An 18,361-nucleotide genomic window follows, 5' to 3' on the forward strand; every position below is an offset into this window, starting at 1 on the left:
CTCACCTGCACGCACGTCGCGCGTAAGATAGAATATCGACCGATCTTTTACATCAGCAGCTTAGCAAGGGCGGAGTAATTAACATGGCATCGCTGAAGGATGTGGCAAAGCTGGCCAATGTGTCACTGATGACGGTATCCCGCGCGCTCAACAGCCCGGAAAGGCTGAAACCGGAAACGCTGGCCCGGGTTCAGGCCGCTATCGAACAGACCCATTACGTGCCCGACCTGTCGGCGAAAAAAATTCGCGGGGCGCGCGCCATGCCGAACACCATCGGGGTGCTGGCGCTGGATACGGTGACCACGCCCTTTTCGGTAGACATTACGCTGTCGATTGAAGAAACCGCGCGGGCGCACGGCTGGAACAGCTTTGTGGTCAACATGTTTACCGACGATAGCCCGGAGACCATGGTCGACCTTCTGCTCTCTCATCGCCCGGACGGGATCATCTACACGACCATGGGGCTGCGCAAGGTGCCACTTCCAGCCAAGTTACTAACCCTTCCCTGCGTGCTGGCAAACTGCGAAAGTTTGCACGATCCAGTGGCCAGCTACATACCGGATGACGAGCAGGGCCAGTTCTCTGCGGTACAGGCTTTGCTGGCCGCGGGCTACCGTCGCCCCCTTTGCCTGCATCTGCCGGCTAATCATCTGGCTACCCTTCGCCGTCGCCAGGGGCTGGAGCGTGCCTGTCGGGAAGCGGGAATCGACCCAAATACCCTGGATCACTGCTATATGGAATACGGCGATGAACACTATCGCGATATTCCAGCACGCGTTCTGGCGCATATTCAGCAGCAAACGCCGCTGTTCGACTCCGTGATTTGCGGCAACGATCGTATCGCGTTTATGGTCTATCAGACGCTGCTGGGGCAAGGGTTGCGTATTCCGCAGGATGTGGCGGTGGTGGGGTACGACAACATGGTGGGGATTGGCGATCTGTTCTTACCGCCCCTCTCAACGGTGCAGCTACCTCATTACGAAATCGGGCGCCTGAGCGCCCTGCATATTATTAACGGTGACAGCCATCGTGAGACGATACGGGTCGCAAGCCCGTGGCTACCCCGAGAGTCGCTGTAACTAGATACCGATATCGCGCAACTTCTCCCCCGCCATCAGCTTGCGTTCAATGTGTTCCAGCGTCACGCCTTTGGTTTCAGGAATAAGCCAGAACGTCACGCCGATAAACGCCACGTTCAGCGCCGTGTAGAGCCAGAATGTTCCGGCAGCTCCGATCGAATCTAGCAGCGTCAGGAAGGTTGCGCCGATGATCATATTCGACACCCAGTTCGTGGTGGTGGAACAGGTGATCCCAAAGTCGCGGCACTTCAGCGGCTGAATTTCCGAGCACAGGATCCATACCACAGGCGCCGCGCTCATCGCGTAACCGGCAATGCACATCATGGTCATTCCGACCGAGAGCCAGGAGAGCCCGCTTGAGGCCGTGCCGTTGTCAAACTGCATCAGGCAGTAGCCGAGGATCAGGGTTCCTATCGCCATGACGCTAAAACCAATCTTCAGCGCGGGTTTACGTCCGGCTTTATCCACGGTAAACACCGCGATAAAGGTGGCGAACATAAAGGTCAGCCCCACCAGGAGCGTGGCAATCATTTGCTGTTCGGTCGTGGTGAATCCGGCCATTTTGAAAATGCGCGGGGCGTAATACATGATGATGTTCATGCCGGTAAACTGCTGCATCGCCTGCAGCAACATGCCGAGGAACACCGCCCGACGCACGTTACGGTTGATCTTAAACAGCGACCAGCCGCCCTGCTTCAGCTTGAGGCTTTCGCGGATCTCGTTCAGCTCTTCACGCGCTTTTTCAGAGGTATCGCGCAGCATCCTCAGGACTTCCTCCGCCTCCACGTGACGGCCTTTTTGTGCCAGCCAGCGCGGGCTGTTCGGCAGGAAAACGACCAGCACAATCAGTACGAGCGCGGGCAGCGCCAGCACGCCCAGCATCGCGCGCCAGTTGCCGCTGTAGCTGAACCAGGTATCGGACAAGAACGCCAGCACGATTCCGAGCGTGACCATCAGCTGGTACATACTGATCATCTTGCCGCGCACGTTCTCGCTCGCCATTTCAGAGAGATAGAGCGGCGCGGTGTAGGAGGCAATCCCGACCGCCACGCCGAGCAGCACGCGGGAAAGTAAAAGCACCTCTACGTTGGTGGCTAACGCGGAGCCAATCGAGCCCGCAACAAACAGGATCGCCCCAATCATCAGGCTGTATTTTCGCCCAAGGCGGAACGAGAGCCAGCCGTTAAACAGCGCACCGATGGCCGCCCCGAGCATCATGCTGCTCACGACCCACTCCTGCAGGCGGTTGCTTAGCGTAAAGTGATCGGTAATAAACGGCAGCGCACCGGCAATGACGCCGATATCCAGACCGAACAGCAAACCGGCTACGGCGGCTGAGATAGAGACAAACTGGTTCATGCGGCGGGTATCGCGCAACGCGCGGGGCATGAGGATAGAGTCATTTATTGAGGTCATATTTTCCTGCCTGAACAGTGAAATGCGTTAACTGACGTTACGAGATAGCGGAAAAAAGTGTCAGGCTGGAATTCGCGAAGATATGGATTATATCGCTGCGACATAGCGTTCTGTGATGGACATTACAATTTCAACTAATGCTGAAATACCGCCATTTTTTAATAATCACTTAGTTATCAATTAATAAAACTGTGATGAATGTCATTTATGACTTTTTAGTATGGATTTTTCATCTTACGCTATATGGATAATGGCAATTTTTGGTGAAAAAAAACCTCCGCCCGTAGGCAGAGGTTCTTTCGTAAAGCCGACTTAGCGGGCCAGCCAACCGCCGTCAACCGCCACGGTGTAGCCGTTGATGTAATCAGATGCAGATGACGCAAGGAACACAATGGGTCCCATCAGATCGCTTGGCAGACCCCAGCGGCCCGCAGGGATACGCTCAAGAATGGCCGCACTGCGCTCTTCATCCGCGCGCAGCTGCTGGGTGTTGTTGGTCGCCATGTAGCCAGGTGCAATCGCGTTAACGTTGATGTTGTGCTGCGCCCATTCGTTCGCCAGCAGACGGGTTACGCCCATTACCGCGCTTTTAGAAGCGGTGTAGGACGGCACGCGGATGCCACCCTGGAAGGAGAGCATAGAGGCGATGTTAACGATCTTGCCGCCATGGCCCTGGGCGATGAAGTGCTTCGCCGCCGCCTGAGACATGAAAAACACGCTCTTAATGTTCAGGTTCATAACGTCGTCCCAGTCGCGCTCGCTGAAGTTGATCGCATCTTCACGACGAATCAGGCCCGCGTTGTTCACCAGAATATCAATATGGCCAAACTCCGCTACCGCACGATCCAGCAGTTCAGGAATGGCGTCGATTTTACGCAGATCGGCGGTCAGGCTCAGAAAACGGCGGCCCAGCGCGGTGACGCGTTCAATGGTTTCAGTGGGTTCTACAATGTTGATACCCACGATATCGCAGCCCGCTTCCGCCAGACCCAACGCCATGCCCTGGCCCAGGCCGGTGTCACAACCGGTCACCACAGCCACTTTACCTTGCAGAGAAAATGCATCCAGAATCATGTTAGTTCCTTACTCGTTTAACGCCTGTCACGAACAGGCAGGTATATGCTTAACTGCCCGCGACTAGCGCAGATCCTTAACAGCGACGTGGTCCATGTCATCAAAGACCTGGTTTTCTCCGACCATACCCCAGATAAAGGTATAGGCTTTCGTCCCCACGCCAGAGTGAATAGACCAGCTCGGTGAAATCACCGCCTGCTCGTTATGCATCACGATATGACGTGTTTCCTGCGGCTGCCCCATCATGTGGAATACGCAGGCGTCATCATCCATATTGAAGTAGAAGTACACTTCCATGCGGCGCTCGTGGGTGTGGCACGGCATGGTGTTCCACAGGTTGCCCGGCTCAAGCTCGGTCAGCCCCATGCTGAGCTGGCAGGTTTCCAGCACATCCGGTACAAAGTATTTGTTGATGGTGCGACGGTTGCTGGTGAGGTTATCGCCAAGCGTTACCGGGGAAACCTCCGAAGGCGTCACTTTTTTGGTTGGATACGTCGAGTGGGCCGGCGCGCAGTTGTAGTAAAACTTCGCCGGTTTGCCGCTGTCGTCACTGGCAAAGACCACTTCCTTCGCCCCTTTCCCCACATACAGCGCATCGCGATGGCCGATTTCGTAGCACTCACCATCGACGGTGATGGTGCCCGGCCCGCCGATGTTAATCACGCCTAACTCGCGGCGTTCCAGGAAATAGCTCACGCCCAGCTGTTTACCCACTTCCCCGCCGACGGAGACGGTTTTCGTCACCGGCATAATCCCGCCCACAATAATGCGATCGATGTGGCTATAGACCAGGGTGTATTTGTCGGCGTCGAACACCTGTTCAACTAAAAATTCATTGCGCAGCCCCTGAGTATCCAGCGTCTTCGCGTGCTCACTGTGGATGCTTTGTCTGATGTCCACGGTAACCTCCAGATTGATCGTGCCTGAGAGCAAAATAATTAACGAAACATCGTTCCGTTTTCATGATGTGGACATAGTAAACGCTGAGAATAGGGTTTTCAATTGCAATTAAAACAACGTTTCATTTTTTATGTTTATTTATACCAGAAATGGCGTTTCGATCACGATTAATCCAGGGAGTGATAAATGCCGTCAATGAAAATGGCAAAGTGCGCTATCAGTCACACACATTGAAACGGTGTTTTGATAATTTAACACCCAGTTTTTAACTCAATTTCCGTACAAAGGAGTGCATTATGGCTAAAGGTATGCGGGTCACGCTGAACTACGAGATCGCACGCGATCCGGATACAGGCGTGGAAGTCACGCGCCTGACCCCTCCAGAAGTCACCTGTCATCGCAATTACTTTTACCAGAAGTGCTTCTTTAACGATGGCAGCCATCTGCTGTTCGCCGGGGAGTTTGACGGCAACTGGAACTATTACCTGCTGGATCTGAAAAAAGCCGAAGCCGTTCAGCTGACGGAAGGCGCAGGCGATAACACCTTTGGTGGGTTCCTCTCGCCGGATGATAAATCCTTCTACTATGTGAAGAACGATCGCACGCTGCTGGAAGTGGATTTACACACCCTGGCAGAGCGCGAAGTTTATCGCGTGTCTGACGACTGGGTCGGTTACGGCACCTGGGTAGCAAACAGCGACTGCACCAAACTGGTGGGTATCGAGATTGCCAAAAGCGACTGGACGCCGCTGAATGACTGGAAAATTTTCCACGACTTCTTCCACAAAGGGCCCCACTGCCGCCTGCTGCGCGTGGACCTGAAAACGGGTGCAAGCTCAACGATCCATGAAGAGAAGAACTGGCTGGGTCATCCCATCTACCGTCCGTTTGATGACCACACCGTGGCCTTCTGCCATGAAGGCCCGCACGATCTCGTCGATGCCCGTATGTGGCTGGTCAACGAAGACGGCACGCAGGTTCGCAAAGTAAAAGCGCACGCGGAAGGTGAAAGCTGTACGCATGAGTTCTGGGTGCCGGACGGTTCGGCGCTGGTATATGTCTCTTACCTGAAAGGCCAGCAGGGACGCACGATCTCCCGCTACAACCCGGATACCGGCGTTAACGAAGCGGTAATGCAGATGCCCGCCTGTTCGCACCTGATGAGTAATTTTGACGGCACGCTGCTGGTGGGTGACGGCTCAGGTACGCCTGTCGACGTGAAAGACACCGGCGGTTACACCATCGATAACGATCCCTATCTTTATGCTTTTGACGTGGCGAAAAAAAGGTACTTCCGCATCGCCCGGCACGACACTTCCTGGGCGACGGTGGCCAATAGCCGCCAGGTGACCCATCCGCATCCCTCCTTTACCCCGGATGAAAGCGCGGTGCTGTTCAGTTCCGATAAAGACGGAAAACCTGCCCTCTATATCGCGAAACTCCCCGAGCAACCAGAAATGTTGCATGCATGATTTGAGTTAGTGTTTCTGTAACTGGCCTTGCCCTCTCTTATAGAGGGCTTTTTTTGGCCGTCAGGCGAGCGTTAGCGGAAACAAAAAAACCGGCTCGTTCTGAGCCGGTTTTTTCCCGGAGGTACTGCTTATTATTTAGAATGAATATGCCACGCCCAAACGGAAGCGCGTCTGGCGTTCATCGGTTTCTTTCACGCCCACGTTGCCCACTTCAACGTACGGTGCCCAGTTTTTATCCCATTTATAGGCCAGCTTGGCGTTATATTCGTTGGAGTAATCTTTATTGTTATTACGAATCATGCCTTCAGAGCTTTTTGCGTATACGTAGTTCAGCTCGGTACGCCAGTCACCTAATACCCAACCCACCCAGGCATCGCCACGGTTAACTTTATCATCTTCTTTATTCGAGCTTGACGGGTAGCGCGTATATTCATAGCGGTAACGTGCTGCCACGTAAAAACCATTGTCGAAACTATATTGCAAATGCAGATTCGGTTTATAAATGGTGCGGCTGTCATTACTTTCAATGGTGAAGGCAGGCGTCAGGGCAATATTATCCGTCGCTTTCCAGCGCCAGCTTATTTGATCTTCGTGACCGTTACCCACAACATCCGCAAACGGCTGGTCAGCCTTATCGCCACCTGATTTCCACTTTGCTTCCACAGAAAAACCTAAGCCGTTAGCAAAGCGGTGCGAAACCGAAACGCGGTCCGCGTTCGAGCCGCTGTCAATGTATTCATGACGCAGATCGACGGTAACTGCGCTAGCAGCGAAAGAGGCACCAATAAGGGAAGCAAGAGCCAGAGATTTCTTTAACATGAAAAAACCCTCAATTAAAATAATGTTTCGTTTTTATGAAACTAGAGTTTATTTTTTATGCACCGTAATTTTAGTGACCAGGATCGTAATTATTTGTTTCATTTTTTTTGGCAAAGATCGACGTGAACCCCATCAACAAATAAAGGGGATTAAGGTTAAATTTCCGGAGAGAGATCACAGCAGGAGGTTAGACAAGGAAATAATTCATCGCGCAATTATTCGCATTACGCGTGAGATTGCGCTGAGAAAGGTAAATAAGTGATACAGACAGTCAAAAAAAAACCTCCCATTGGGAGGCTATCTTAGAAAGGATGACGCTATCGCTCAATGGCAAGTGCGACGCCTTGTCCACCGCCAATGCAGAGCGTCGCTACCCCTTTACGGACGTTACGCTTCTTCATTTCATGCACTAACGACACCAGAATGCGGCAACCGGACGCACCAATAGGATGGCCGAGCGCAATGGCGCCACCGTTGACGTTAACCCGAGACGGATCCCACTCCAGCATTTTACCGACTGAGATCGCCTGCGCGGCGAAGGCTTCGTTGACCTCGATAAGATCCACATCCCCAAGCTGCCAGCCCGCACGCTCCAGACAGCGGCGGGTTGCATAGACCGGCGCGATCCCCATTAGCGCGGGATCGACGCCCACGCTGGCAAAGGCCTTAATACGCGCCAGCACCGGAAGATCCAGCTCAAGCGCTTTGCTTTCGCTCATCATCATCACGGCCGCAGCACCGTCGTTAATAGAAGACGCATTACCCGCCGTGACGGAACCCTGCGTTTCAAAAGCAGGGTTGAGCTTTGCCAGCCCTTCCGCGCTGGTATCGGTGCGCGGTTGCTCATCGGTATCGATGATGAGGGCTTCACCGTTCTGGCGCCGCGTGTTGACGGGGACGATTTCATCGCGAAAGCGCCCGGAATCAATCGCGGCGCGGGCTTTTTGCTGCGAACTGAGCGCCCAGGCGTCCTGCAGCTCACGGCTGATGCCATATTCACGTGCCAGATTTTCCGCCGTCACGCCCATATGATAGTCGTTGAAGGCATCCCATAGGCCGTCATGCACCAGGCTGTCGAGCAGCTGGCTGTTTCCGAGCTGCGCGCCGGTTCGGCTGTCTGTTAATACATGTGGCGCACGGCTCATATTCTCCTGCCCGCCGGCAATCACCACATCTGCCTCGCCGCACTGAATGGCCTGCGTCGCAAGATGCAGCGCTTTTAAACCAGAACCACAGACGTCGTTGATGGTAATAGCCGATACGGTGTTGGGCAGACCGCCTTTTAGCGCCGCCTGACGGGCAGGGTTTTGCCCGGCGCCCGCCGTCAGAACCTGGCCCAGGATCACCTCATCGACTTCATGTGCTGCGATCCCGCTGCGTTCCACCAGCGCTTTAACCACCACGCTACCCAGATCAACAGCCGAGTGGCGCGCCAGCGCGCCCTGAAAACAGCCGATAGCTGTACGCAACGCACCCACTATAACGACATCTTTCATCACGACCTCTGTGTTAAATGACGTGACGATAGTAGATGATTGTTATCAACAGTTGATGCAAATGTTTAGGAAAAGTGAGTTTAGTCACAGGATTAGCGCGCATCCTGCAAATATTGCCGCAGCCAGCTTCCGGCAACGCCTGGCGGAGATCGCTTGTTCCACAGCAGATCGATCCCGATCGCGCGTGGCCAGCCGGGGACATTCAGCTGCACCAGCGATTTCGATGCGGCGAATTCGTCCACCAGCGCACACGGCAGCACGCACCAGCCAAAACCCTGAACCGCCATACTCAGAAGCAGCAGGTAGTTCGGGGCTGACCACACCGGCCCTCGTGCGAGCGTTGCTTCACGTTCGAGATAGGTGCTTATCCGTAGCTCACGCCAGCCGTGCAGTTCATCGGCCTGGATTTCAGCTTGCCCGGCAAGCGGGTGATCCGCGCTGACATAAATCGCCATTCGGGTCTGTACCGGCAGCCGGGTAGCCCCAATATCGGTCGGATAAGCGTCGCGCGCTTCCGTCAGGCCAATCTGCGCCCTCTCCTTCTGCAGCAGATCGATAACGTCTTCTTCCTCGCCAATCAGGCATTCAAATTCTGTATGCGGAAATCGCTGGTCGAACTGCTTCATCAGATTTTCCAGCACGTCCGGGTTGAGCGTATCGGAGAGCACGAACGTTAGGCGCGCCTCGGTTTGTGCCGTTAACGATACCGCGAGTTCATCCAGCCGGGCGCTGGCGGCAAGGATTGACTGAACATAACCCAACACCTGCTCGCCCTGAGCGGTGAGCACCGGCTGACGCGCCGATCGGTCAAAAAGCGCAAACCCCAGATCGGCCTCAAGGTTTGCAATGGCGGTACTGACAGTGGACTGGCTTTTACGCAGGCGGCGTGCGGCGGCGGAAAAGGAGCCGGTCGCGACAGTTTCAACAAAGGCGTTAAGGGCTTCGGGGGAATAGCGCATGACCTATCTACTTTATCGATGGATACCATCTTTAATATATCAGCTTTAGCGATAACAATAGGCGCCATCAACGCCCATACCGGCGAATTAATGAGGTCTTTCCCTATGCAACATCAAGATACACTCCAACGAAAACTGCCGGAGCGCATCTTCCATGCCGTCTGTTTTGAAGGCATTGCCACGGCGATCCTCGCCCCAACGGCGGCGTGGCTCATGCAGCGCTCTGTGGTCGAAATGGGTGGGCTGACGATTATCCTGGCCACCACGGCGATGCTGTGGAATATCCTCTACAACGTCGGCTTTGACCGTTTCTGGCCCGTGCAGCGGGTAAAGCGCACCGCCAAAGTCCGTGCGCTGCACGCGCTGGGGTTTGAGTGCGGGTTTATTGTCATCGGCGTCTCTATCGTTGCCGCGGTTCTGGGCGTCACGCTGCTCCAGGCATTCACGCTGGAAATAGGTTTCTTCCTGTTCTTCCTGCCGTACACCATGTTCTATAACTGGACGTATGACACCCTGCGCGAAAAATTTATCAAGCGCCGCCAGCAACGACGCGCTCTGGCAAGCTAATTTCACTTCTGGCCGGATCCCTTTTCCGGCCAGCCTCCTTCGAAGCAACTGCGCCCTCTCCTCAGATCTATGGTAAATTGCACCTCTTTTTGTTCGTTTTATAGTTGATACGTTGCTCTAATGTCGAAAATTTGGTCAAAAGAAGAGACTCTCTGGAGTTTCGCCCTCTATGGCACTGCCGTGGGGGCAGGAACGCTGTTCTTGCCCATCCAGCTTGGATCGGCAGGCGCGATTGTCCTGCTGATTACCGCCCTCGTGGCCTACCCTTTAACCTATTGGCCGCATAAAGCGCTGGCGCAATTTATCCTGTCGTCGAAAACCCAAGGCAACGAAGGGATCACGGGCGCAGTTAGCCACTACTACGGCAAGAAGATCGGTAATCTGATCACCACGCTCTATTTTGTCGCCTTCTTTGTGGTGGTCCTGATCTACGCGGTGGCGATCACCAATTCCTTAACCGAACAGTTGGCAAAGCGAATGACGGTGGATACCGGCGTGCGCATGCTGGTTAGTTTTGCTGTGGTGCTGGTACTGAATCTGATCTTCCTGATGGGCCGACATATCACCATTAAGGTGATGGGGTTCCTCGTGTTTCCGCTGATCGCCTATTTCCTGTTTGTGTCACTGTACCTGACGGGAAGCTGGCAGCCGACGCTGCTCACCAGCCAGATGGCGTTCGATCGTCACACGCTACATCAGGTGTGGATCTCGATTCCGGTGATGGTTTTTGCTTTTAGCCATACCCCGATTATCTCGACATTCGCCGTAGATCGGCGCGAGAAATACGGCGACGCAGCCATGGGTAAATGCAAAAAAATCATGAAGGTGGCGTACCTGATTATCTGCCTTAGCGTGCTGTTCTTTGTGTTCAGCTGCCTGCTGTCTATTCCGCCGTCGTACATCGTGGCCGCAAAAGAAGAAGGGGTTACTATTCTGTCGGCGCTGTCGATGATGCCCTCTTCTCCGGCATGGTTAGGCATTTCTGGGATTATTGTGGCGATAATTGCGATGTCGAAATCGTTCCTCGGCACCTACTTTGGGGTGATTGAAGGGGCGACGGAGATTGTTAAGTCGTCGCTGAACCAGGTCGGGGTGAAAAAGAGCCGCGCCTTTAACCGCGCGATTTCGATTCTGGGCGTGTCGTTGATTACGTTTGTGGTCTGCTGCATTAACCCGAACGCAATCTCGATGATTTACGCCATCAGCGGCCCGCTTATCGCCATGATCCTGTTTATCATGCCGACGCTGTCGACCTATCTCATTGCGTCACTGAAACCGTATCGCTCCATCGGCAACCTGCTGACGCTGATTGTCGGCGTGCTGTGCGTGTCGGTGATGTTTGTCGGCTGAGTCTGTACTGCCCGGCATCATGCCGGGCAATATTCTCACGCACGGATATCGTCATATTCCCGCGTTTTATCAAATTCATGTTTCGCAAACGGGCACAGCGGGATAATTTTACGGTTCTCACCGCGCATCTTCTCCACCACTTTCGCCACCAGCTGTTTACCGACGCCCTGCCCCTTCAGGCTCTCATCCACATCGGTATGCTCAATGATGCTCAGGTGCTCGCCGGTGGGCACGAAGACAATCTCCGCAACCTGGTTTCCCTGTGCATCGTTAACGTAAAACTTATTATGGCCTTCCAGAATTTCCATGGTTCCTCGCTTATTTTTGGCGGTACTTCAGCGCACCGCTCGGGCAGGTATCAATCACGCGTATAACGGTTTCTACATCCACTTCATCGGGAATAATCCACGGCTTACGCTTCAGGTTAAACAGCGCCGCGCTGCCGCGCACGCAGTTACCTGAATGTTTGCAGATCCCGGTGTTGAAGTAGACGTCAATTTTCTCCCCGGTATAGGCCCGGTAACCCGCATCCAGTAGCTCTTTTTCCACGACATTGCCTCTGTAATTATTGTGTTGCTGAATGAAGAATAGCCTTACCCGATCCCGATGGCTATAACGCTGAAAACGAAAAGCCAGCTCACAACTCTGTTCTCGTCAGATTGCTTCCGACATTTGCGCATGTCAGGCTCCGCGAATATCTCCCTTTTGCATGGTTGCCACAGGCTGAATGAAACGCAGACTCTCTTTTCAGGTGAAGCTTTTTCTCGCGCTGGTGTGCTTTTCCTGCCTGCTATTGGTTCTGCTGGGCACCATCCTGTTTCACTTTATTGACCGGCAGCTGCATCACGATTTAGGCCAACGCGCCCGCGTGCAGGCCAGCGAAATAGCGCTAATGCCGGGGCTGGCGGAGAAAGTTGCGGCCAGAGATATTCCGGGCATTGCCCGTTTAATTCAGCCGCTGCGCGCGGAAAGCGATGCCAGCTATATTGTTATTGGCGATATCCATGAGCAGCATCTTTATCATTCCGAGTCGCCGGAGCGCCTGAATTTACCGATGATCGGCGGCGACAATGCCGAGGTGCTTAAAGGCAAGACCATTATTTCCGTGCGACAGGGCGGAATAGGCGTGTCATTACGCAGCAAAGCGCCCATCTTTAACGCACAGCATCAGGTGATTGGTATTGTCTCGGTCGGTTATTTGACCTCGTATATTGCCAATATTAACGCCCATATTCTTTGGCAGTCAGGGCTATACGGTATTGGCCTGCTGTTGCTGCTGTTTATGTTCTCCTGGCTGTTCACCCGTAATCTTAAAAAGCAGATGTTTAGCCTTGAGCCGAAAGACATTGCCCAGCTGGTTTTGCAGCAAAAAGCGCTGCTGGAGGCGATGTACGAGGGGGTATTTGCGATTAACGATAAAAAGCAGCTGATTTTAATTAACCGCGCGGCCAGAGAGATGCTCGACATTCATCAGAGTGAGAAAGAGCTTATTGGTAAACCGCTGGAAGACGTCCTGCATACCTCTCCGGGCTTTTTATCCCAGCGCTACGCGTCAGCGAGTCGCGGCAGTCACGACCAAATTGCGGTGCTGAATCAGCGTGAGGTGATCGTTAACCGCGTGGCCATTGAGGTCGACCCCGGCGTTGAAAGCGGGTGGGTCTATAGCTTTCGCGATAAAAATAACATTAACACCCTCAGCAGCCAGCTCAGCCAAATCAAACGCTATGCGGACAACCTGCGCATTATGCGCCATGAACAGCTGAACTGGACGGCGACGCTGGTAGGGCTGCTGCAAATGAAGCACTATGACGAAGCGATTCGTTACGTTCAGGTGCAGTCGGAAGGCGCACAGCGCGTGCTGGATTTTGTCTCGGCCCATTTTACCTCTCCGGCCCTGTGCGGGCTGCTTTTAGGTAAATACGTCGGCGCGCGGGAAAAAGGAATTGAGCTGCTGTTCGATCCCGCCTGTCATCTGACCCGGATGCCAGCTACCCTCACCGAAACTGAGCTGATGTCGGTGATCGGTAATTTGCTGGATAACGCGGTTGATGCCACCCTGAAAGCCCCGGTGCCCGCGGCGGTAGAGCTCTATATTTCTGACCGCAACCAGGAACTGCTGATCGAGGTCGCCGATCGTGGCTGTGGGTTAGACGATGACATGAAGCCCCATATCTTTCAGCAGGGGTTCAGCAGTAAACCGGAAAAGGATAATGAAATAATCGGCTCAGAGCACGGTATTGGACTGTTTCTGGTGGCAGGATATATCGATAAGGCTGGCGGCAGCATAGAAATCAGCGATAACACCCCGCAAGGCACTATTTTCTCTGTATTTATTCCCAACCCACTCCCCGTTCGACAGGGCTAAAGCATGACCCGACCACTTGATGTTGTGATTGTTGAGGATGAGCCGCATCTTGCGGAGCTGCATCGTGAGTATATTGAGCAAAATTTTCATTTACGCGTGGTGGGCATTGCTGCATCGATTGAACAAGCGCACAGCCTGATCCGCCAGCATCAGCCCCGGCTTATTCTGCTGGATAACTATCTCCCGGACGGCAAGGGCGTAGACTTAATCGACCATCCGCTGCTGAAGGGCTTTGAATGTTCGGTGATCTTCATCACCGCCGCAAGCGATATGCAGACCTGTAGCCACGCCATGCGCAGCGGCGCATTTGATTACCTGATTAAGCCCGTCTTTTTCCAGCGCCTGCACGCCTCGCTGGAACGGTTTATGCGTTTCATCCACACCGTGCAGCAGGTGAAGGTTGTCGACCAGCATGCGCTGGATCGCCTGTTCCATTTGCCTGCCGCAGAATCCCCGCTTGCCCCGTCGACAAAGGGGATTGAGCCCAACACCCTGGAGCGTATCAGGCGTTTTTTTGATGATAACCCCGAGAGTACGATGTCGGTGGAAGAGGTGGTCGAGAACGTTGGCATCAGTAAAACTACCGGGCGGCGCTATCTTGAATTTTGCGTGGAAAGCGGGTTTATCAGCATCGAAATGCTGTATGGCAATATTGGTCATCCCAGAAGGCTATACCGTAAAGTCCCGGATAAAGCGTAATTCTTCGCTGCCTAAGGTTCGCGGATTTAATGGTGTTAATTGCTGAAACGATGCCGACAATCACACTTCGGAATCATTGCCCTTGCCCCCCTATTGCCTGCGCGACCCCATCGGTTATGTTGACCATTAGTTCCTCAAATGTAACTAAAAGGTTAATTATAATGTCGAACATCTTCCGAATTTCTCTGATTACCGCTGCCATACTGGTCTCCTCTTCCGCAATGTCTGCCTTGCCGCAGGGCTACCCTACGGAGTATCAAAAAGTCGTGGATGCGGCGACCAAAGAGGGCAAAGTGGTGATCTACTCCACCACCGACACCAAAGCCGCCGGGCCGCTGATTGAGGGCTTTGAAAAGACGTACCCGGGCATCAAGGTTGAATACAACGACATGAACAGCACCGAGCTGTACAACCGTTTTATTAGCGAACAGGCTTCTGGCGGCGGTAGCGGTGACGTGGTCTGGAGTTCATCTATGGACACCGGGCTGAAGCTCGCCACTGATTACGCCATGGAGTACAAATCTCCCGAGCAAAGCCAGCTGCCAAAATGGGCGGTCTGGAGCGACAAAGCGTATGGTACGACCTATGAGCCCGTGGTCATTATCTACAACAAGCGCCTGATCCCAGCCGCTGAGGTACCGGACTCCCACGCGGCGCTGGCTAAGCTTATCGCCAGCCAGACGGATAAATTCAAAAGCAAAGTAACCACCTACGACATTGAGAAGTCGGGACTTGGTTTTATGCTCTCGGTGCAGGATGACAAAGCCGATCCGAATTACTTCAAAACCCTGGCGGACATCGCCAAAGGTGGCTTAGCGGTGCAGTCGTCAACCGGCACCATGATGGAACGCGTCTCATCCGGCGAGAACCTGATCGGCTTTAATATCCTCGGCTCGTATGCCGAAGCCCGCGCAAAGAACGATCCGTCGCTTGGCATTTCCTACCCAAAAGATTACACCCTGGTGTTATCACGCGTCTCCTTCATTAGCCAGCAGGCGCAAAACAGCAATGCCGCGAAGCTGTGGCTGGACTATGTCCTGTCTGAAAAAGGGCAAAGCATTCTGGCTAATCAGGCTGACATCCCGTCCATTCGAAACGATATCGACGGTAAAAATGATATCGAAGGCCTCACCAAAATCCTCGGCACGGCGCTGAAACCGATCCCGGTTGATGAAAGCCTGCTTGAGTATCTGCAGCCAAAGAAACGTTTGGAATACATCAAACAGTGGCGTACCGCCGCCGGTAAATAAGCCCTGAGCGCGACGCGTGTCGTCGCGCCTTATTTCCTCGACCTGAAGTCGTTTTGCTGGGTTTCAACGCCAGGGATATCCCATGAATACATTACGCAGAAAGTGGCAAAGCCTGCCGCGTGGCATTGTCGTGTTGATAACTGCGCTGGTTATCTACGTGCCTTTGTCGTTTATCGTGATCCAGAGCTTCCTGTCCGCCCCCTTCTTTTCACCGGCAAAAGAGTGGAGCCTTGAATCATTTGGTTTTATCTTTACCGACCCTGATTTCTATAAAGCCCTGAGAAGCGGTTTTATTCTCGCGTTTGGTCTGGTCATCATCGCCATTCCACTGGGCGGCGTGTTGGCCTTTCTGATGGTACGTACCGACCTACCCGGGCGCCGGCTGATTGAACCGCTGATCCTGGTACCCATTTTCGTATCGCCAATGGTATTAGGATTTGGCTATGTCGTCGCAGCTGGACCGGTTGGGTTCTTGTCCCTTTGGGCGCAGGCGCTGATTGGCTTTGTGCCGTGGAATATCTATGACATGTCGAGCATCGTGATCATCGCGGGCCTGACGCACGTTCCGCATGCCTATCTTTATATCTCTTCCGCGCTGCGCAGCGTGGGTTCCGATGTGGAAGAAGCCGCGCGCACCGCGGGCGCGTCGCCTCTACAGGTGATGACATCCGTTAGCCTGCCAATGGTGCGCCCTTCGATCCTGTACGCCATCGTGCTGCTGTTCTTCCTCGGGCTAGAGGTGTTTGGCCTGATGCTGGTGCTCGGCGACCCGGAAGGCAACATGGTGCTGGCCACCTATCTGTATCAGTTAACCAATAAGCTCGGCACGCCTTCCTATCACCTGATGGCGGCGGTTGCCGTGGTGCTTATCTGCATCACCATCCCGCTGGTCATGCTCCAGCGCCGCCTGATGCGCACCGCTAACCGCTTCGTCACCGTAAAAGGCAAAGCGTCGCAGGCGCGTGCCTTACCGTTGGGCAAATGGCGCTGGGTAGCGGGCGCGGTCGTGGCATTCTGGCTTACCGTTACGATTGGCGTACCGCTGCTCGGCGTGGTGTTACGCGCCTTTATCTCCAACTGGGGCGTGGGCGTATCGCTATGGGACGAACTTTCTCTGAGCACTTTCCGCACCATTTGGGCACAGCCGAACCTGCTGCGCGCTATCGTTAACTCGATGTCGATTGGCGTGATTGGCGGGGCGCTGGCCGTAGCCTGTTATCTCTTTGTCGGCATCGCCATGCACCGCAAACCGGATAACACCACGCGTTTTCTTGACTACAGCGTGCTGGTACCGCGCGCCGTGCCTGGCCTGCTAGCGGGTCTGGCCTTCCTGTGGGTGTTCCTGTTCCTGCCGATGTGGCTGGATAACGCATTGAAATCGGGCTGGCTCTCTGGCTTTGCCTGGTCCGACTGGATGCGTGAAAACCTGGTCGTCTGGTTACGTTCACTGCGCAGCACCATTTTCAGCGTCTGGCTGGCCTATACCGTGGTATGGATGGCCTACGGACTGAGGCTCATCTCCTCCACGCTGCTGCAGGTAGGGCCGGAGCTTGAAGAGGCGGCCCGCAGCACGGGTGCCACGCGCGGGCAAATTACCCGTCACGTCACGATCCCGCTGTCCCGCTACGGGCTTATCGGCTCATGGCTGCTGATGTTCCTGATCTTTGAGCGCGAATACTCAACGGGGGTGTATCTGCTCTCGCCCGGCACGGAAACCATCGGCTCAATGCTGGTTTCGCTGTGGGCTGCAGGTGCGATTGATATTGTGGCGGCACTCTCCTTTATTAATATCCTGCTGGTCGTAGTAGGTCTGGGCGTTGCCCTTCGTTTCGGAGTCAAATTACATGATTGAATTAGCGGTAGACGATCTGCACTTAACCTATGGCGACAATCCTGTTTTAAAAGGTGTCTCCATGAACCTGAAGCGTGGCGAAGTGGTTTCCCTGCTGGGGCCTTCCGGCAGCGGTAAAACGACCCTGCTGCGTGCGGTGGCCGGGCTGGAAAAACCGACTCAGGGCTCGATTGTGATCGGCAAAAATACCGTTTACAACGGCACGCCGCGCAGCGAAATCCCGGCTGAAGAACGCAATCTGGGGCTGGTGTTTCAGTCCTACGCGCTGTGGCCGCACAAAACCGTTTTTGAAAATGTGGCCTATCCGCTCAAGCTGCGCAAAGTGCCGGCCAAAGAACTCCAGCAGCGCGTGCAGGACGTGCTGGACCAGCTTGGTCTGGGCCATCTTGGCAAACGCCACCCGCACCAGCTTTCCGGTGGACAGCAGCAGCGCGTGGCGATTGGCCGGGCGCTGGTGTACAACCCGCCGGTGATTTTACTGGACGAGCCGCTCTCAAACCTCGATGCCAAGCTGCGCGAAGAGGCCCGCGTGTTTCTGCGCGAGCTGATTATCAAACTCGGGTTATCGGCACTGATGGTGACGCATGACCAGAACGAAGCGATGTCCATTTCTGACCGCATCCTGCTGCTCAACAACGGCAAAATCGAGCAGCAGGGCACGCCGCAGGAGATGTACGGCTCGCCGAAAACGCTGTTCACGGCTGAGTTTATGGGCAGTAACAATCGCCTGCACGGGAAGGTAACAGAGGTACGTGACGGCAAAGCGCGTATCGAAGGGAAAGACTGGGTGCTGTGGGGACAGTCGGGTGAAGGCGTGCGAAGCGGGGAAGAAGCGACAGCGGTTATCCGCGTTGAGCGCGTGGCGGTGGTCGACGGGCCGGGTGACAACCAGCTTGCGCTACCGCTGCTCACCAGCATGTATCTTGGCGACCGCTGGGAATATTTGTTCCGCACAGCGGCGGATGATTTTGTAATCCGCGCCTACGGGCACGAGGTTCGCGACCCGCAGCACTGCCACCTGTCGTTGCCTGAGAAGCACGTGTGGATATTCCCGAAAAAGTGA

At 54.3% G+C, this 18,361-nt stretch carries 17 protein-coding genes; 9 read left to right on the forward strand and 8 right to left on the reverse strand.

The window, feature by feature from the left end; genetic code table 11:
* The first annotated feature begins 83 nt into the window (after positions 1–83).
* A complete protein-coding gene (locus V5P19_RS16355) occupies positions 84–1,079 on the forward strand; it encodes a LacI family DNA-binding transcriptional regulator (protein ID WP_334405118.1) in 996 nt (331 codons plus the stop codon).
* Here V5P19_RS16355 and V5P19_RS16360 read toward each other — a convergent pair whose 3' ends face one another.
* From V5P19_RS16360 to kduI, 3 genes are all read right to left on the reverse strand, one after another.
* Positions 1,080–2,513, reverse strand: a complete 1,434-nt coding sequence (locus tag V5P19_RS16360; RefSeq protein WP_334405376.1) for a sugar porter family MFS transporter — start codon at positions 2,511–2,513, stop codon at positions 1,080–1,082.
* A gap of 294 nt (positions 2,514–2,807) precedes the next feature.
* The gene (gene kduD / locus V5P19_RS16365) at positions 2,808–3,569 is read right to left on the reverse strand and encodes a 2-dehydro-3-deoxy-D-gluconate 5-dehydrogenase KduD (protein WP_334405120.1); all 762 of its coding nucleotides are present in this window, start codon (positions 3,567–3,569) and stop codon (positions 2,808–2,810) included.
* Between the two features lie 63 nt (positions 3,570–3,632).
* The gene (kduI, locus tag V5P19_RS16370; RefSeq protein WP_334405122.1) at positions 3,633–4,469 is read right to left on the reverse strand and encodes a 5-dehydro-4-deoxy-D-glucuronate isomerase; all 837 of its coding nucleotides are present in this window, start codon (positions 4,467–4,469) and stop codon (positions 3,633–3,635) included.
* Positions 4,470–4,765: 296 nt separating this feature from the next.
* Here kduI and V5P19_RS16375 point away from each other — a divergent pair, with 296 nt between their 5' ends.
* Entirely contained in the window at positions 4,766–5,941 is a 1,176-nt protein-coding gene (locus tag V5P19_RS16375) for an oligogalacturonate lyase family protein (protein ID WP_334405124.1), read from the forward strand.
* A gap of 135 nt (positions 5,942–6,076) precedes the next feature.
* Here the strand turns inward: V5P19_RS16375 and V5P19_RS16380 are convergent, their stop codons facing one another.
* The 3 genes from V5P19_RS16380 to V5P19_RS16390 all read right to left on the reverse strand — a co-directional run bounded on the left by V5P19_RS16380 (position 6,077) and on the right by V5P19_RS16390 (position 9,215).
* A complete protein-coding gene (locus tag V5P19_RS16380; RefSeq protein WP_334405125.1) occupies positions 6,077–6,760 on the reverse strand; it encodes an oligogalacturonate-specific porin KdgM family protein in 684 nt (227 codons plus the stop codon).
* A gap of 317 nt (positions 6,761–7,077) precedes the next feature.
* The gene (locus V5P19_RS16385) at positions 7,078–8,256 is read right to left on the reverse strand and encodes an acetyl-CoA C-acetyltransferase (protein WP_334405126.1); all 1,179 of its coding nucleotides are present in this window, start codon (positions 8,254–8,256) and stop codon (positions 7,078–7,080) included.
* A 92-nt stretch (positions 8,257–8,348) separates the two neighbouring features.
* Entirely contained in the window at positions 8,349–9,215 is an 867-nt protein-coding gene (locus V5P19_RS16390; protein ID WP_334405128.1) for a LysR family transcriptional regulator, read from the reverse strand.
* A gap of 105 nt (positions 9,216–9,320) precedes the next feature.
* On the opposite strand from V5P19_RS16390, the gene V5P19_RS16395 reads away from it, so the two are divergent.
* Both V5P19_RS16395 and V5P19_RS16400 read left to right on the forward strand, forming a co-directional pair.
* The gene (locus V5P19_RS16395; RefSeq protein ID WP_334405131.1) at positions 9,321–9,782 is read left to right on the forward strand and encodes a multidrug/biocide efflux PACE transporter; all 462 of its coding nucleotides are present in this window, start codon (positions 9,321–9,323) and stop codon (positions 9,780–9,782) included.
* 120 nt (positions 9,783–9,902) lie between these two features.
* Positions 9,903–11,132 (forward strand): amino acid permease, encoded by a 1,230-nt coding sequence (locus V5P19_RS16400; RefSeq protein ID WP_334405133.1) that lies wholly within the window; start codon positions 9,903–9,905, stop codon positions 11,130–11,132.
* Positions 11,133–11,167: 35 nt separating this feature from the next.
* Here V5P19_RS16400 and V5P19_RS16405 read toward each other — a convergent pair whose 3' ends face one another.
* Together V5P19_RS16405 and yjdI are read right to left on the reverse strand one after the other, a co-directional pair.
* Entirely contained in the window at positions 11,168–11,440 is a 273-nt protein-coding gene (locus V5P19_RS16405; RefSeq protein WP_334405135.1) for a GNAT family N-acetyltransferase, read from the reverse strand.
* Positions 11,441–11,450: 10 nt separating this feature from the next.
* Entirely contained in the window at positions 11,451–11,681 is a 231-nt protein-coding gene (yjdI, locus tag V5P19_RS16410; protein WP_334405137.1) for a 4Fe-4S mono-cluster protein YjdI, read from the reverse strand.
* A gap of 178 nt (positions 11,682–11,859) precedes the next feature.
* Between yjdI and V5P19_RS16415 the strand changes: the two genes are divergently transcribed.
* The 5 genes from V5P19_RS16415 (at position 11,860) to V5P19_RS16435 (ending at position 18,361) form a co-directional block, all read left to right on the forward strand.
* Positions 11,860–13,497 carry a sensor histidine kinase gene (locus V5P19_RS16415; protein WP_334405139.1) on the forward strand — a complete coding sequence of 546 codons (1,638 nt, stop codon included), beginning with the start codon at positions 11,860–11,862 and terminating at the stop codon, positions 13,495–13,497.
* Between the two features lie 3 nt (positions 13,498–13,500).
* Positions 13,501–14,196: a response regulator gene (locus tag V5P19_RS16420; RefSeq protein WP_334405141.1), complete on the forward strand. Its 696-nt coding sequence runs from the start codon at positions 13,501–13,503 to the stop codon at positions 14,194–14,196.
* A 161-nt stretch (positions 14,197–14,357) separates the two neighbouring features.
* Positions 14,358–15,446: an ABC transporter substrate-binding protein gene (locus V5P19_RS16425; RefSeq protein WP_334405143.1), complete on the forward strand. Its 1,089-nt coding sequence runs from the start codon at positions 14,358–14,360 to the stop codon at positions 15,444–15,446.
* 82 nt (positions 15,447–15,528) lie between these two features.
* Positions 15,529–17,298, forward strand: a complete 1,770-nt coding sequence (locus V5P19_RS16430) for an iron ABC transporter permease (protein WP_334405145.1) — start codon at positions 15,529–15,531, stop codon at positions 17,296–17,298.
* The gene (locus V5P19_RS16435; protein ID WP_334405147.1) at positions 17,291–18,361 is read left to right on the forward strand and encodes an ABC transporter ATP-binding protein; all 1,071 of its coding nucleotides are present in this window, start codon (positions 17,291–17,293) and stop codon (positions 18,359–18,361) included. Before V5P19_RS16430 ends, V5P19_RS16435 begins: the two co-directional genes overlap by 8 nt.

The sequence above is a fragment of the Enterobacter sp. UNJFSC 003 genome, assembly GCF_036903355.1.
In the GTDB taxonomy this organism is placed as follows: Bacteria; Pseudomonadota; Gammaproteobacteria; order Enterobacterales; family Enterobacteriaceae; genus Enterobacter.

Excerpts from the sequence above, each read along its gene's own strand:
- V5P19_RS16355 (WP_334405118.1), top strand. The coding sequence starts at position 84 with ATGGCATCGCTGAAGGATGTGGCAAAGCTGGCCAATGTGTCACTGATG.
- kduD (WP_334405120.1), bottom strand. The coding sequence starts at position 3,569 with ATGATTCTGGATGCATTTTCTCTGCAAGGTAAAGTGGCTGTGGTGACC.
- V5P19_RS16375 (WP_334405124.1), top strand. The coding sequence starts at position 4,766 with ATGGCTAAAGGTATGCGGGTCACGCTGAACTACGAGATCGCACGCGAT.
- V5P19_RS16380 (WP_334405125.1), bottom strand. The coding sequence starts at position 6,760 with ATGTTAAAGAAATCTCTGGCTCTTGCTTCCCTTATTGGTGCCTCTTTC.
- V5P19_RS16385 (WP_334405126.1), bottom strand. The coding sequence starts at position 8,256 with ATGAAAGATGTCGTTATAGTGGGTGCGTTGCGTACAGCTATCGGCTGT.
- V5P19_RS16390 (WP_334405128.1), bottom strand. The coding sequence starts at position 9,215 with ATGCGCTATTCCCCCGAAGCCCTTAACGCCTTTGTTGAAACTGTCGCG.
- V5P19_RS16395 (WP_334405131.1), top strand. The coding sequence starts at position 9,321 with ATGCAACATCAAGATACACTCCAACGAAAACTGCCGGAGCGCATCTTC.
- V5P19_RS16400 (WP_334405133.1), top strand. The coding sequence starts at position 9,903 with ATGTCGAAAATTTGGTCAAAAGAAGAGACTCTCTGGAGTTTCGCCCTC.
- V5P19_RS16405 (WP_334405135.1), bottom strand. The coding sequence starts at position 11,440 with ATGGAAATTCTGGAAGGCCATAATAAGTTTTACGTTAACGATGCACAG.
- V5P19_RS16415 (WP_334405139.1), top strand. The coding sequence starts at position 11,860 with ATGAAACGCAGACTCTCTTTTCAGGTGAAGCTTTTTCTCGCGCTGGTG.
- V5P19_RS16420 (WP_334405141.1), top strand. The coding sequence starts at position 13,501 with ATGACCCGACCACTTGATGTTGTGATTGTTGAGGATGAGCCGCATCTT.
- V5P19_RS16425 (WP_334405143.1), top strand. The coding sequence starts at position 14,358 with ATGTCGAACATCTTCCGAATTTCTCTGATTACCGCTGCCATACTGGTC.
- V5P19_RS16430 (WP_334405145.1), top strand. The coding sequence starts at position 15,529 with ATGAATACATTACGCAGAAAGTGGCAAAGCCTGCCGCGTGGCATTGTC.
- V5P19_RS16435 (WP_334405147.1), top strand. The coding sequence starts at position 17,291 with ATGATTGAATTAGCGGTAGACGATCTGCACTTAACCTATGGCGACAAT.